Origin of the sequence: Aerosakkonema sp. BLCC-F183, from assembly GCF_041929145.1 — a bacterium.
GTDB lineage: Bacteria > Cyanobacteriota > Cyanobacteriia > Cyanobacteriales > Aerosakkonemataceae > Aerosakkonema.
Genome location: NZ_JBHFNU010000016.1, coordinates 143,829 through 159,524 on the forward strand (window position 1 = coordinate 143,829; position 15,696 = coordinate 159,524).

Sequence of the window (15,696 nt, forward strand, 5' to 3'; positions counted from 1 at the left end):
TTACACTATTGTTAACGCACCCTACTTATGCCAAAGCAAAATGGTACAGGCACGATCGACTACCACAGAAGTTACCCCATTTAGGAAAAAACTTGGCGAACCTTTAACTAAAAAGAACATTAGTGTTTTGCAAATAAATCTGGGTAAACGCTGCAACCTTGCTTGTACGCATTGCCATGTGGAAGCTGGGCCAAAACGCACTGAAGAACTTTCTCCAGAAATTTGCGATCGACTAATTGAACTTATCTATAAATTCCCCCAAATTAAGATAGTTGACCTGACTGGCGGCGCACCGGAAATGCTCTACGGCTTTAAGCCACTAGCAGAAGCAGCACGTCACGCAGGCAAACAAGTAATTGTGCGATCGAACCTGACAATTTATTTTGAAGAAGGTTTTCAAGATATTCCTGAATATTGTGCCAAACACCAACTGAGAATAGTTGCTTCCTTACCGTGCTACCTGCAAGATAATGTGGATAAAATGCGGGGAAACGGTGTTTACGATGCCTCAATTCGCGCTCTCCAATTGCTTAACAAGCTTGGCTACGCTAAAAAAGATAATTTAATGCTTGACTTGGTATACAATCCGCAAGTACCCAGGACAGAAAATTTTTCTCTAACTCCAAATCAGATTAAGCTTGAACAAGATTACAAAAAGTTTTTGTTAGAGCAATTTCAAATTTATTTTAATAACTTGTTGACCATTACTAATCTGCCGATCGGACGGACAAAACTGCATATACAACGCCAAAAACTCTACGCTCCCTATCTGCAATTTTTGCAATCGAATTTTAATCCCAGCACAGTTGCACACCTGATGTGCAGAGATGAGCTTTCGATCGATTATTTGGGGAATGTTTATGATTGCGACTTTAACCAGATGGAAAATATAGCAGCTAAAACGCGGGATGGCGAACCTTTAACCGTTGCTGATTTACTAGCTGCGGGCAGTTTAGATTTAATTGACGAAGTGCAAACAGCGCCTTATTGTTATGGTTGTACGGCAGGGTGCGGTTCCAGTTGCGGTGGCGCTTTACTTGAAAATTTGAACTAATGAGATGACCGATGACAAATGAGCAAAAAAACCACTCGTGGATAAAACTGGTTGTGGGGATAGTCGTGTTTATCGTGGCTGACTTTCTCCTCCTCAAATATACACCAGTAGGTTCTTGGTTGATGCCAGAAAATCTACAAGCCCTCAAGCAGCAGGCGGGAGTTTTTGCACCGCTGGGGTATATTGTTATTTACTTTTTTGCGACATTATTTGCTATACCGGGTACGATTTTAACACTCTCATCTGGGGCGCTATTTGGGGCGATTTGGGGTGGTTTATGGACGGCGATCGGGGCGACTTTGGGGGCAACGGGTGCTTTTTTGGTGGCCCGGTTTATTGCCGGTGAGTGGGTAAAGCAGCAGTTTGAAAAGGGCGATCGCTTGCGCGAACTCAGTCAGGGTATTGAGGAAAATGAATTTTGGTTTGCCCTATCGATCCGCCTCGCCCCTATTTTTCCATTCAATGCGGTTAACTATTTGTTAGGTTTGACGCCAATTTCCCTACCAGTCTACATCCTGGCCACAGCTATTGGGATTGTACCCGGAACCTTTGCTTATGCTTGGTTGGGCCAAGGTGGATTACAAGCAGCTACAGGTCGTCCCCCTTGGCAGCTTTTCGGTGCTTTGGCAATGTTAGCTGTGCTGTCTGCTTTGCCGATCGTTCTGAAGTGGTGGAAGGCGAAAAAGGGCTAAAAAGGCCAAAAGTCAAAGAAAAAGGGGCTAAGTCAATCCTACACAGCAAAAATACTGAAGCTTAACCTAAAAATTACAGAAGATTTAAATAAAGTATGTAAATTTACAGTGAAACAAGTATGAATTTTTCGTAAAGTACGTAAATATACTAGATTTTCGCTAATAATTATGCCATATTGCTTTGGAATTCCTGAAGAATACTGAGCAATGAATCTGTAATTTTACATAACCTTTGCGCGATGAAAAACTGAGCTTTTTGTTTCGGTTCGCAGTTGATGGTTCATTACTGCGAACCGCGAACTGCACATCATCGCAGGATTAACAAACTAAGTAGACTTCAGGAATATTTGCATCTGCCTGGTACTAAAAAATGAAAATTATCAAATTGTTTAGCATCACAATTATCTGTTGTATGATGCCAGGGATCGCCTATGCCAATGAAGCTATTTCAGGCTCAGAAAGTTTGCAGGGCGACCAAAGCATTAGTAACATCGTCGATACGCGCTTCGATGAGTTAACGCGGGGTATTAATCTCACAGGTTGGTTTTCCCAAACCTCTAGCTTTAACTTCGATCGCATCACCGACAGCGATCTGGAAACCATTAAGAGCTTGGGTTTTGAACACGTTCGCTTGCCGATCGACTCCGCTTTTCTATTCAATGAAAACAATCCAGGAGTACTCAATACTAAGTATTTAAGTTATTTGGACAGCGCCCTTGACAAGATATTGGCACAGGACTTGTCAGTAATAATAGACCTTAGTCCAGAAGATAAATTTAAGCAGCTTTTGGCTAACGATGATGTTTTTGTGAACTCTGTTAGTCAGTTCTGGAAAACTTTGGCAGGACATCTCAGTACTCGCAATCCAGAACAGGTTTTCCTAGAAACGCTCAACGAACCTGCCTTCGGTTACTTTCTCAGTAACAATCCCAGTATTAATCCTGTAGAGCGTTGGAATGAAGTGCAGGGAAAGCTGCTAGCTGCTATGCGCGAAGGCGCACCGAATCATACTTTGATTGCGAAGGGATTCGATTGGGACGGTATTGACGGTCTCAAGGCGCTGACTCCTGTTGAAGATCCAAATGTAGTTTATAACTTTCACTTTTATGAGCCGATGGTTTTCACGCATCAGGGTGCAGATTGGATGGATGAAGCATTTTTATATCTCCACGATCTGCCTTATCCCTACAATCAAGAGGACTGCGCGGCGCTTATCCCCACGATAATTGACGTAACTGCCAGGAAATGGGCGCAATCTTATTGCGATGCCAAGTGGGATGCCGCCAAAATAGAAGCGCGGATTGGAGAAGCTGCTGCTTGGGCCCAAAAAAACAACGTGCGGATAACCGCGAATGAGTTTGGCGTTTACCGTTCTTCTGTGGCTGAGGACGATCGCATTGCTTGGATTCACGACACCCGCGTTGCCCTGGAAAAGTACGATATTGGATGGGCTATGTGGGAATACGCAGGGGGTTTCGGTTTGACGGAGAAGAATGAGGAAGGTGTACGTATTCCTAACGAGAATGTTGTGGCCGCTCTCGGTTTGTATGTTGAGGATGTTGACGATGATGAGGATGACGATCCGCCTCGAAGAATTCCAGAACCAAGGGCGATCGCTGGTTTTGTCCTCCTAACGTTGCTCTTTATGCGAGTAAAGCGCGTTGCCCATAGCGGCTAGCTAGATTCGTAGGTTGGGTTGAGGCACGAAACCCAACGCATTTGTTGGGTTTCGCTTGACTCAACCCAACCTACTTAACTCCCTCAAAGAAATAATTGTAAAGTTTTGTAAACACGATTTGACAAAAAAGGGAAAGAACTGCACAATGGAAAACGTGCCCAAAAAGGGACTGTAGTTCAATCGGTTAGAGCACCGCCCTGTCACGGCGGAAGTTGCGGGTTCGAGCCCCGTCAGTCCCGTAGAAAGTGCTGAGTTGTGAATGCTGAATTCACCAGTGAAAAGACTAGAATTCTAGCATCGGCTATAGCGATCGACAAGTAACAAGTAACAAGTGACAAGTAACTGTGACAGTTAGAGTTCGGATAGCACCCAGTCCTACGGGAAATCTACACATCGGTACGGCCAGAACGGCTGTATTTAATTGGCTGTTTGCCCGTCATCAAGGCGGGCAGTTTATCTTGCGAATTGAAGACACGGATTTAGAACGCTCTCGTCCGGAGTACACCCAAAACATTCTTGACGGTCTGACTTGGCTGGGACTGAACTGGGATGAAGGGCCATTTTTCCAAACCCAGCGTTTCGACCTGTATAAGCAAGCGATTCAAACGCTACTGGAGAAAGGTTTAGCCTATCGTTGCTACACCAGCGAAGCGGAACTGGAAGAAATGCGAGCAGCTCAGATAGCGAGAAAGGAGGCTCCCCGCTACGATAAACGACATCGCAATCTGACGCCAGAGCAGCAGGCAGCTTTTGAAGCCGAAGGGCGACGTCCGGTGATTCGCTTCAAAATCGATGACGATCGCGAGATTTCTTGGCACGATATGGTACGGGGTAAGATCGCCTGGAAAAGCAGCGATCTGGGTGGCGATATCGTAATTGCCCGTGCTTCGGAAACGGAACCCTTCGGTCAGCCGCTGTACAATTTGGCAGTGGTGTTGGATGACATTGATATGAAAATTACTCATGTCATCCGGGGTGAAGACCATATCGCCAACACCGCCAAACAAATTTTGCTTTACGAAGCTTTTGGCGCAGCAGTGCCGCAGTTTGCCCACACTCCTTTGATTTTGAACAAGAAGGGAGAAAAGCTGTCTAAACGTAAGGGTGTGACTTCTATCTTCGACTTTAAGAAGTTGGGTTATACACCTGAAGCGATGGTGAATTACATGACTTTGCTGGGTTGGTCGCCGCCAGACTCGACAAAGGAAATTTTTACCTTGGCTGAAGCCGCCGAGCTGTTTAGTTTCGATCGCGTCAATAAGGCGGGGGCAAAGTTTGACTGGGCGAAGCTGGATTGGATTAATACTCAGTACCTGCACGCGATACCAGTACCGCAGCTAACTGATGTGCTGATTCCCTACTGGCAAGCAGCTGGCTATCAATTCGATCCAGTGAGCGATCGCGCTTGGTTAGAGCAAATTACCGCTTTGATCGGGCCTAGCTTAGTGCGCTTACCCGTAAGCGATCGCGCTTGGCTACAAGAAATTATGACTGCGATCGGCCCGGATTTGGCAGCTGCACCGGATGCGATCGAAATGACCCGATATTTCTTCACCGCCAATGTAGAATTTACGGAAGAAGGAAAAACTCAGTTACAGCAGGAAGCCGCCAAAACCGCACTCAAAGCCATACTTGATGCGCTCGATCGCCATCAACCGCTAACAGAAGCAGGCACGCAAGAAATTATCAAACAAGTCACCAAAGAACTTAACCTGAAAAAAGGATTAGTAATGCGAAGTCTCCGAGCTGCTCTCACCGGCGACGTGCATGGCCCAGACTTGATACAATCTTGGTTGCTGCTGCATCAGCGGGGAATCGATCGGATTCGCTTACAATCAGCGGTGTAAAATTAAAAATTAAAAATTAAAAATGGCAAATTATTCATTTTTAATTTTTAATTTTTAATGTATTTGTTTGAATGGGGAACTTTGTTGATAATCTCAGCGTCTGTTTCAATATAAACTTATATAGCTGTACTGTTTTTCCTTTAATCTATGACAATTGTAGCGCCAAATAAGGTGCTAGATATAGAGGCAGAGTTTATGCTAAAAGAGCGAATGCAAGAAATAAAACAAAAAAACAAACAGGCGTTTATATTCTACTTTTCACTTATTACTTTTTTCTTTTTACTTGCTCAAAAAACTTTGGCTCAGCCAGCGCCAGCTATGCCAATGTTCGAGAATGTTTCTATTGGGCCTGGGTTTAAACCCGATCCCACTATTATTAGAGGTATTAGCGGTGGTTCTCAACGTGCTGCCGACATTGCTGGTGTTCAGGAAACAACAAATGGCCCTTGTGTGGGTTTTGTGGGTAGCAATCCCAGCCATACATTAGTTCTCGCTTCTGGCTTTAATTATTTGCGCCTTCAGGTTGATAGTCCAGAAGACACCACCCTAATAATTAAAGGCCCAGGCGGAACTTGGTGTAATGATGACAACGACAAGAAAAATGCTGGCATTGCCGGTCAGTGGCTAGCTGGGACTTATAGCATTTGGATAGGCTCTTATCAAAAAGACAAGTTTACTCCATACCTTATTCGCATCACCCAAATTCAATAAATTTAACTATTTGTCAAAGTAGCAGATTTACTTTTATTGCAAACAAGCTTTTAAAGTATTGTGCAACTGCTTCTCTAAATATGGTTTAGTTAAATAAGCAGTTGCTCCTAATTTTTTAGCTAACAAACGATACCTGTCGCTACTGCGGGATGTCAGCATAATGATAGGTAAATGACGATCGGCAAACTCTTTGCGACAGCGACTGAGAAATTCAAACCCGTTCATTTGGGGCATTTCAACATCGGAGACGATCGCTTTAATTTGGGGGTTTTGGCGTAATTGCTCGATCGCCTCCCAACCATTGCGAGCTTGCAATACTTGATATCCACCTTTGCTAAGAGTCAAAGACAGACTCTTCCTCATCGTGAGCGAATCATCGATTACCAAAACGGTAGATGTTGATGAGCTAGCAACATAATTTAAATTTGGCGCTATTGGTAAATCCAAAATAGGAGTATTTGCCAGTGATTTCTGTTGTTGAAGCCAAGCTACTAACTGTTGGCTATCGATTACAGGAACCATACGTCCATCGCCCATAATTGTACAACCATACAGATAAGGAGGTGGCGTCATCACTTCACCGAAAGGTTTAATTACAAGATCCTGTTCCATCAAAATTCGATCTATTTTCAAGGCAATAAATTGAGAATTTTGCGATATTAATAACAGAGGAACTTTTCCAGATTCCTGCCCAAGGTAATCAGCCCCGCGTTGCCATAAAACTGCTGCCGTGTTGGGATAATTATAGGCAGATATAACCGATTCGGAATAGACAGGAATTAGTTGCCCTTGCCAACGGTAAAAATCTTGTCCTTGACGGTTTTCTATTTGGTTTTGTGGCGCTAAGGCGATCGCTGCCAGGGCATCTACAGGAATTGCCAAGAGATTATTGTTAACAGTGAAAATCAATAACCTAGTAATTGTCAAAGTAAAAGGCAAACGCAAGATAAAAGTAGTTCCTTTTCCTGCATCGGAATTAACCGCGATCGAGCCTTTTAAAGCAACGACTTGCAAACGTACCGCCTCTAAGCCGACTCCTCGGCCAGAAAGTTCGCTCACTTGAGCAGCAGTAGAAAAACCAGGAACAAACATATATTCATACAAGCGTTTTTTGGGCAATTTAGATGCCTCAGATGCAGACAGCAAATTTAAAGCCGCAACGCGACGAGCAATTTTTTCTACATCAATACCTTGACCGTCATCTTGCACTTCAATATAGGTGTGATTGCCTCGATGGTAAGCGCGGATAGTAATAGTACCTGTTGCTGATTTTCCTTGTTCCTGGCGCATTTTGGGGGTTTCGATACCGTGATCTAAAGCATTGCGTACCAGATGAATTAATGGGTCGTAAAGTTTTTCTAAAATTGCTTTGTCGATTAACGTAGACATCCCAATTAGCCGCAGGTTGACTTGTTTGTGGCTTCCCGCCAAGTCTCGCACCATGCGAGGAAATCGGTTCAGGAGGTTTCCCAAAGGCAGCATCCGAGCCTCTAGGATATTTGTTTGCAGCTGCTTGAGAGTTTGTTGCCTTTTTTTGATAATTTGTTGCACTTGCTGTTGGGTTAAAGCCATATCTTGAATGGCTTCTTGCAGTTGTGCGATTTCTTCTCCTATTGTTTGTGTTAAGGAAACCAGTAATTGATAATTATTAATTGTTAATTCTTCTTTCTCCTCTACTCCCCTTCTCGTACTGCGGGGAGATGGTGGAGTGACTACCCTGTTCAAATAATTGCGACTTTGTTTATGAAAGAGGTTCAATTTCTGTGCGATCGCATCAACAATTTCTTTCTGTTGCTGATGTTGCAGGAGAAAGCTGTTTTCTTGAGTGACTAGATCGCCAACTAAATTATTGACAAGTTCCAGTCGTTCTAAATCGACTCGAACTGCCAATTTGGAATTGCGATCTTTGGCAGGTTCTTGTTTTTCTTCAGTCGCTTCTAATTTTAAATTAGCTGGGGAAGGAGGAACGGGTATATCCACAGCTTCGATTTTGACACTGCCATTGCGAGCGAAGCCGTTTTTACTTTCTCTTTTCGGCGACGGTTTAGTTACTATAGGTTTGACATTTGCAATTGGAGATGGCGGCTTTGGCGAGCCGTTACTGTTTCTGTTTAAGCCATTTTCCAGATCCGCCAGCAGCGATGATTCTGACTCAGATCCCTTTGGCGATATCCCAACTTCAGTAGAAGTTTTGTCGAGATATTCGAGTAAGGATGATGTTGATTCTTGTAAGTTTTGAATTGGGCCAGAATTTTGCTCCAAATCTTCCAAAAGCGATTTAGTTGAGGATTTAGCTTTTGGTTGCGATCGCATTCGATGACCGTTGCTAGTTTTAGCTTTTAATTGAGTAGTTTGCGCGAGTTTTACTAACTCAGCGTCAGGACTTCCTCCTGTTGAGCGATCGCCTTTTAAAACTGCCGCTTGCGCTGCCCGAAAATCAGCACCAGCTAGTTTTCCAATCTTCTTCACTCGGTCAGGATTAGCTTGCAACGCCGAGATAGTTTTTTTAGCAATAGTGACAAAACCGGGGAGATTCAACAGTTCCCCAATACTGGCAAAAACTTCTGCTTGCTCCTTTAATTTTGCTACTAATTCTGATGTTTGGGAATTACTTAAAAGAGCCGACCAGCGAGCCAGTCCCTGTTCTACTTCCTCAGTAAACAGAAACTGCACGATATCTACATCCATTTCCACTTCAGGAAGTTGAGTTTCTTCCTCCAAGCTATGGCCGAGTTTAACTTCCAATTGGCTACTTATCAGTTTTATCTTTTCGATCGCGCCATCAGTAGAACATTTGCCCGATTGAATTTGCTCCATCAGAGGAGATCGCAGGGTATCGTAAGCTTGCAACAGCAAATCTTCCAGTTCGCGATCGAATTTAATATTTTCTCTATATAACGCCCTCAATCCGTTTTCTAGCTCATGAGCTAAAGTTTGAATCCCAGTTAAACCAACACAGCCTGCTCCTCCTTTGATAGAATGAGCCGATCGCATAAGGTTGTGTACTTTTTTGATGCTATGGTCTTGCTGTAAAGTTAGCAATCCTTCTTCAAGGCGTTGTAGTAATTCCAAGGATTCTTGGACAAAAAATTGGTAAGTTTCATCATCAATTTCAATTTGATTCATCATCTTTTTTAGGCTTTTTTAGACAAATGTACGCGAAGTTATAGTTGCTTGCTTAATCTTCCGATTCAGGATTTTAGATAGAGTAATTTTACGCTGTTTCGCCCTTAAACCTACCTAAAAATAGGTATTTTTCTATAATTTTTAGGTAGGTATTGATGACCGACTTTTGATTAAAGTTTTACTTTACTTTGAACTGGGCGACGCTTTCTTGGAGTTCATCGGCAACTCCTAAAAGTTTTGTGAATGAGTCCGCTACAGCTTGGGATTGTTCGGAAGTTTGATTGGCAATAGTAGCTACTTCCTGTATGCTTTGGCTGAGGTTGCTCGATGTCTGCATTTGCGATGTTGCGGAAGAAGCCATATCTTCAACAAGGGTGCGAATTTGGGCGCTGACTGCGGCGATCGAAGTCAGTTTGGCTCTTGTTGTTTTGACAAGGTTGGTGCCGGTACTCACCTGTGCAATTCCAGCTTCCATCGCGGCGACAACTTCGTTGGTTTCGATTTGAATTTCTTCAACAATTTGTTCAATTTCTTTGGCAGCCCCGGCTGATTGTTCTGCCAATGTACGTACTTCTTCGGCGACAATAGCAAATCCTTGGCTTTGTTTACCAGATCCTGTAGCTTCAATGGAAGCATTGAGCGCCAAAATGTTTGTTTGATTGGCTAAATCTTTGATCAGGCTGCTGACTCTGGAGATTTTTTGAGAAGATTCGCCCAAGCGTTTGACTTTTAAGGCTGTTTCTTCAACTGTTTTTTGGATGGCTAAAATCCCATCTACTGTTTTGTTCATGGCTTTGTCACCCACTTTTAATGTTTGATTTGCCTCCTGAACTTTGAGTGCTGCTTGCTGGGCGCTACTGGCAACTTTCTGGATGGAATTTGCCATGATTTGAATTTGCTCTAAAATAGCAGCGATCGACTCTGACTGCCGTCTCGCTTCATCGGAAAGCGTATTTACGTCTACTTCGCTCACCTTGGCTGTTTGCGTTACCGCATCGGCAGATGATTGCACTTGCATAACAATGTATTGCAAGTTCTCGATCAAGGCGTTGAAAAAGTCAGCTACGGTTCCCAGTTCGCCAGCAGTTACGCCAGCGCGAACTGTTAAATCTCCTTGAAAAGCTCCTTCTATCTGTTGCAGAAATTTTTCTAATTGTGCTTGCAATGCTTCTTTTTCTTGACGTTGTTCGGCAGACTTTGCTTCAGCTTCTTGGCGGGATTTTTCTAATTCTTTGATAAACCCAACGTGGTCGAGAGCGTATTCAATTTGTATGGCTACTTGCAGCAAAAAATCAATTTCTGACTGCTGCCAATTACGCGGACTGGAACATTGATGAACTATGAGCAAACCTACCAGTCGATCGTCTTTCCGCATGGGGGCAACGAGATTAGCTTTGACTTCAAATTGTTCTAAGGTACGAATGTGACAATCGGTTAATCCCGATTCGCTGTATATATTGTCGATCGCACGAACGCGCCCATTTTGGTACTGCGGGATATAACGAGCCCGAAAACAGGGATCGTCAATTTGTTCGTCAAGAGCTTTTGTCCAACCGGTAGCTACCGATTCGGCAACTATTGTGCCGCTCCAATCTGGGTTGAACTGATAAATTAAAGCTCGATCGACTTGCAAAACTTTGCGGATGCTATTAAGACATGAGGATAAAAGTTCCGATGGTTCTGTTGCTTGACGGGCTTTCCAAGCAAGATCGCCTAATAATCTCTCTCGTCTGGCAACAGCTTGCAGTTGTTCGATGAAGCCCACGTGGTCGAGAGCGTATTCTATTTGAGAAGCTAATTGTAAGAAGAAATCGATTTCTGATTCTTTCCAGTTGCGTGTCCCGGAACATTGATGCGCGATCAGCAAACCTACCAGTCGATTATCTTTTCGCATCGGTGCGACGAGGTTAGCTTTGACTTCAAATTGTTCTAAGGTACGAATGTGACAATCGGTTAATCCAGGTTCGTTGTAAATATCGTCGATCGCACGAACGCGCCCATTTTGGTACTGCGGGATATAACGAGCCCGAAAACAGGGGTCGTCAATTTTTTCGTCGAGAGCTTTCGTCCACCCGGCACCGACTGACTCGGCCACTATTGTGCCGCTCCAGTCTGAATTGAAACGATAAATTACAGCGCGATCGACATTTAAAATTCGTCGAATCCCAGCCAGAATTCTGTTTGTCAGTTCTTGGGTATCTGTGGCTTGACGCGCTCTCCAAGCTATGTCGCCCAGTAACCTATCTCGTCTGGCGGCTGCTTCTTTTTCTGCTAATAGCGTTTGCAACCGATCTGCTAGTTGGTTGATGTTAGATCCTAAGATGCCGAGTTCGTCTTTTGTTTCAAAGTTAATGCGCGTATCGAGTTTACCTTGTCCGAGTTGCTTGACGGCAGCTGCTGCTACCAATATGGGCAGAATGATGCGGTTAGCGAGGAAAATGGCGATCGCACTCCCTATCGCTACAGAAAAGCCTGTGCCAATTACTACACCAGCTAATTTGTCGGCAGAATAATAGCTGGTTGTACCTATTATCAATGTTGGCAGGGTAGCGATCGCGATCGCACCGATTGTGGCTTTATTTTTCAAACTCAGTTTTTTCCACCATCCGGCTTCGATCTCCAGTGCTATGGTATCGATTAGCTTGTTTGGAGATATTGAATTGCTTGTAAGTGGCAAGGAATCTGAGGGATCTTGTAACGCCACTGCACTGGGTTCTGTATTTGGCGCTACTGGTAGAATTTCCGATGAAGAAGACAGTGAAATTAAATTCCCTTGCTCTTCAGAATTAGTAGTACTATTTGAGGTTGAAGTTTTGGTAGATGTCCGATCCATGTGAGAAACCTTGTTGTATTTTGTCGTCGATTGGCTTAAATTTTACCCCTAGACCCTATTTTACAGAGCGTAAAAGTATTATTGATGTCGATGTTTGGCTAAAAATTCCATAATGGGATTTGCATCTAAAATCAGCATATTTTTGCCGTTCGGGTTGATTATCTGACCTTTTAGACATAAGGTTAACACCTGCATCTGGGGCATGGCAATTTTTGGGGGTGGCTGGATTTGGGAGCGATCGTAACCCATCATATTGCCCAATTCCTTAACTGCTAAGCCCAAAACTTTACTTTTATTGCGAACTACCAGGACGGTATATTTTCGCTCGTCCAAATCTTGGGAAAAAAGGGAACCGAGCCCCAATAGATAAGCTAGATCTACCAGCCATAGAACTTGCGATCGCCAATTACAAACGCCCATCACACCTGCGGGCATATCAGGTATGGGGGTAACGTGACTGGGCTCTAAACTCAACACTTCAGCGACGCGATCTGTTGGAAGTCCGGCTTTATTTTCGGGCGTGAGGGAGAAGCTGATCAATTGCATTTTTGCTATTTAAGTTGGAGAAAGCGTTGTACTGTTTGCAGAAGTTCTTCCCGATCTAATGGTTTAGTTAAATAAGCAGAAGCTCCCTGCTTTAACCCCCAACTTATATCTATTTTTCCATTTTTACTGGAGCAAATTATAATCGGTATATGGCTGGTTTGGCCTTCGTTTTTTAGCTGTCTACAAAAACCAAAACCGCTTTCTCCCGGTAAAACTACATCCAAAACAATAGCATCAATCTTTTTTTGTGAAACTATTACTTTGGCCGCTTCCGCAGTGTTAACTGTAATAGTATTTAATCCAACTTCCCGAAGAGAATTAGAAATGAATTGCGCTTCGGTTATGCTATCTTCTACTACTAAAATTGTTGCCATATGCTACACCAAAAATCACCATTTATCTTGATTATAAGATAACAAAAATTACATCAACCTTTACGGTAATAACTGACACCTATGGTTGCCGATCGACAGACAGATACTTCTGGATTACTTGTAAGACTTTTTCGGGTTCTGGGGGTTTGCTCAAAAAATCGGAAGCACCAGTCAATTTAGCTTGACCGCGATTGACAACGGTATCGCGACTGGTAAGAATAATAATTGGCGTTTTCTGAAACATTGGTGTTTTCCGCAAAAATGTGCAGATGTTATAACCGCTGGCATCAGGCATGAGCAGGTCGAGAAAAATTAAGTCTGGTTTGTGCTTGACAAGTGCAGACATTTGCCGCAACGGTTCGGTTATTTTCAGCACTCGATACCCAGCCGGGGCCAGGATTTTTTCTAAGGTTTGTGCAACTACGGGACTGTCATCAATACAGGCAATCAAGGGTTGTTTATTGCTAGAGGTACTCTTGCCCGCAATCGCCAATCGAACTTTTTTATTTCTTTGCTTGAAAATTGGTGAAGACAAATCGGGCACTTCTTTTAGTTCTACCGCTCCCCGCTTAATCAAAGGAAGCAACGAGAGAGTTACGTTTGTAACAGGACGCTTCAGCTGATAAGCAATATCCCAAAGGGTGTTGTCTCCGTTGAGTAATTTTTGTAGGCTCCAATTTTGCTCTTTAGGAGGCTCTTTCCAAACAGGTACCTGTTCGGGTAAAATGTTATCTAAATTCGCTTTTTGCCATTGTTGCCACAGGTGTTGAACTTTTTTGATACTTGGCTCGATCTCTTCTGAGGGCAACGGTAAAGATAATAGGATTTCAACATTAGGTTGTTTGCTGGGCAACCAACGACTGCCTGTAACTGAATGGCAAGCTAGAGAAAATAAAACTTCCTCCGCCATCGTGCGAATAACAGCTTTGGCTTGAGTGATGCTAAGCTGTTTTTGAGAGATCCCAAAGTTGAGCAGCTGGTACTCCCAAGGTTCGTTGAGATCTGTTTCTTCTGGTACGAAGTCAGGGCAATGTTGTTTGAGAGCTCTTTGCCACCGTCGGCAGCGGTGGACGCCTCCAGGAGTACAGAGGAGGCGACCGCGATAGAAGTTTAGCTTCCATTCGCTATTATTGCTGTTGAGAAGCCATTCTCCGGTTGCTCGTTTCTGGCTCAGCAATGCGATGTTCTGGGCCAGCTTAGGTAATGTAGACATATGAGTGGCGATCGCGCTGCTAACGGCTAAGTTATCTAGTTTACGGAGCTTCACTCTTTTTAATATAGAGCTTTTTTCCCGTAAAGCTATGATATCTTTCTTAAGTTTAATTTAATATTTTTTTTCCGACAAACTACACATAATTAGCATCTATTTAAACAGAGAGGACGGAAAAGCACGGAAAAATTTAACTTTTTACAAAAAATATCCGTGCAACTTAGAGTCGGTGTCTCCAATTGCACAGACATTGTACCTCTTAGCAATTTGACCCAAAAGGACAAAGCCTTAAGAAGGGGCAAGATATTGAGATTTCATTGTGCAAATTTTAATGTATGTTCATGACGTATGACCTGGATATCGCGATCTTTTTTTACGAGGTATTTCTGAAGTGTTTGCATCAGTTTTTCTCGTTCGGGAGGTTTGCTTAAAAAATCTGAAGCACCTATTAATCTCGCATGGGCGCGATTAATAATATTATCTCGGCTGGTGAGAATAATAATTGGCGTTTTCTGAAATATTGGCGTTTTCCGTAAAAAAGTGCAGAGGCTGTAGCCATTTGTATCTGGCATAAGCAAGTCGAGAAAAATTAAGTCAGGCTTTTCTTTAACGAGGGTAGTCATTTGCTGTAGAGGGTTGGTTATATTTAGCACGCGATAGCCAGATGGTGAGAGTAGATTTTCTAAAGTTTTGCCAATAACAGGACTATCATCAATGCAGGCGATTAAAGGCTTATGTAGCAATGTGAGATTCGGACTTACTAAATTTGATGGCTCTCTTGAAATTTGTCCTATTGGCAAATGTAAATCCGCCACTTCTTTAAATTCGACTATGCCTTGGCGAACCAAAGGAAGCAAGGAAACCATTGTTGCGATCGCAGGAATGCGGTGATGGTAAGAAATATCCCAAAGCGTGTTTTCACCGTTGAGTAAAGATGCCATACTTTCCATATTCAGGTTTTTTTCCAGGTATGGTTGTCTCAAAATCGGCGCTAAACTAGGTGAAAAATTTCCTAAATCGTGGGCTTGCCACTGTTCCCAAAAATGTAGAGTTTTCTGAAATATTTGGTTGGCATCTAGTAAAGCTATTTGAGTGTTAGGTGGTTTGCTATTTTGCCAACGGCTCTTGACAGGATTTGGATAACTGACGAGCTCGAAAAATACTTCCAAAACGCTACTTTGAATTATACCTCTAGCTTGGTTAACACCAAGCTGATTTTCAGCAATGCCTTGCTCGAGCTGATGGTACTCCCAAGGTTCATCCACAGACGATTCTTTAGGTGTAAAGTTAGGGCAGTGTTGTTTCAGGGCCCTCTGCCAGCGCCGGACTTGGTGGCTTCCTCCAGTTGCATAAAGTAGCCGACCGTGGAAAAAGTATAGCTGCCATTGCTTGTTGCTGCCAGCCAAAATTAATTCCCCGGTTCCTCGTTGATGATTCACGCAGTCTAGTAAATGCGCTATCTTGGCCACAGATAAAGAGTTTGCGTTCATTTTTATTAACTTTTTTTAATTAATTCATGTTATTATTAAAAATTTTTTTAATAATCCGTGCAACTGTAATTTTGCTGAAATTATCGTTTTTCTGTCTGGATGTGTTGATAAATTCAACAGTAGAGTATATTTGGT

11 protein-coding genes and 1 tRNA gene are annotated in these 15,696 nt (G+C 43.2%); 6 read left to right on the forward strand and 6 right to left on the reverse strand.

Features of this window, described 5'->3' with window-relative positions; all coding sequences use genetic code 11:
* Positions 1-40: 40 nt before the first annotated feature.
* From arsS to ACE1CD_RS03670, 6 genes are all read left to right on the forward strand, one after another.
* A complete protein-coding gene (arsS, locus tag ACE1CD_RS03645) occupies positions 41-1,054 on the forward strand; it encodes an arsenosugar biosynthesis radical SAM (seleno)protein ArsS (protein WP_374790985.1) in 1,014 nt (337 codons plus the stop codon).
* An 11-nt stretch (positions 1,055-1,065) separates the two neighbouring features.
* The gene (locus tag ACE1CD_RS03650; RefSeq protein WP_374821689.1) at positions 1,066-1,746 is read left to right on the forward strand and encodes a TVP38/TMEM64 family protein; all 681 of its coding nucleotides are present in this window, start codon (positions 1,066-1,068) and stop codon (positions 1,744-1,746) included.
* 370 nt (positions 1,747-2,116) lie between these two features.
* Positions 2,117-3,424, forward strand: a complete 1,308-nt coding sequence (locus ACE1CD_RS03655) for a glycoside hydrolase family 5 protein (protein WP_374821692.1) — start codon at positions 2,117-2,119, stop codon at positions 3,422-3,424.
* 165 nt (positions 3,425-3,589) lie between these two features.
* Positions 3,590-3,663: transfer RNA gene (locus tag ACE1CD_RS03660), tRNA-Asp, on the forward strand.
* Between the two features lie 105 nt (positions 3,664-3,768).
* A complete protein-coding gene (gltX, locus tag ACE1CD_RS03665; RefSeq protein ID WP_374821695.1) occupies positions 3,769-5,271 on the forward strand; it encodes a glutamate--tRNA ligase in 1,503 nt (500 codons plus the stop codon).
* Between the two features lie 147 nt (positions 5,272-5,418).
* Positions 5,419-5,982: a hypothetical protein gene (locus tag ACE1CD_RS03670; RefSeq protein ID WP_374790724.1), complete on the forward strand. Its 564-nt coding sequence runs from the start codon at positions 5,419-5,421 to the stop codon at positions 5,980-5,982.
* 33 nt (positions 5,983-6,015) lie between these two features.
* Here the strand turns inward: ACE1CD_RS03670 and ACE1CD_RS03675 are convergent, their stop codons facing one another.
* The 6 genes from ACE1CD_RS03675 to ACE1CD_RS03700 form a co-directional block, all read right to left on the reverse strand.
* Entirely contained in the window at positions 6,016-9,111 is a 3,096-nt protein-coding gene (locus ACE1CD_RS03675) for a response regulator (RefSeq protein ID WP_374821698.1), read from the reverse strand.
* A gap of 175 nt (positions 9,112-9,286) precedes the next feature.
* A complete protein-coding gene (locus ACE1CD_RS03680) occupies positions 9,287-11,941 on the reverse strand; it encodes a GAF domain-containing protein (protein ID WP_374790728.1) in 2,655 nt (884 codons plus the stop codon).
* 78 nt (positions 11,942-12,019) lie between these two features.
* Positions 12,020-12,487: a chemotaxis protein CheW gene (locus ACE1CD_RS03685; protein ID WP_374790730.1), complete on the reverse strand. Its 468-nt coding sequence runs from the start codon at positions 12,485-12,487 to the stop codon at positions 12,020-12,022.
* Positions 12,488-12,492: 5 nt separating this feature from the next.
* Positions 12,493-12,861 carry a response regulator transcription factor gene (locus ACE1CD_RS03690; protein WP_374790732.1) on the reverse strand — a complete coding sequence of 123 codons (369 nt, stop codon included), beginning with the start codon at positions 12,859-12,861 and terminating at the stop codon, positions 12,493-12,495.
* Between the two features lie 79 nt (positions 12,862-12,940).
* A complete protein-coding gene (locus ACE1CD_RS03695) occupies positions 12,941-14,128 on the reverse strand; it encodes a response regulator (protein ID WP_374821700.1) in 1,188 nt (395 codons plus the stop codon).
* A 257-nt stretch (positions 14,129-14,385) separates the two neighbouring features.
* Positions 14,386-15,561 carry a response regulator gene (locus ACE1CD_RS03700; RefSeq protein ID WP_374821704.1) on the reverse strand — a complete coding sequence of 392 codons (1,176 nt, stop codon included), beginning with the start codon at positions 15,559-15,561 and terminating at the stop codon, positions 14,386-14,388.
* Between the last annotated feature and the right edge of the window lie 135 nt (positions 15,562-15,696).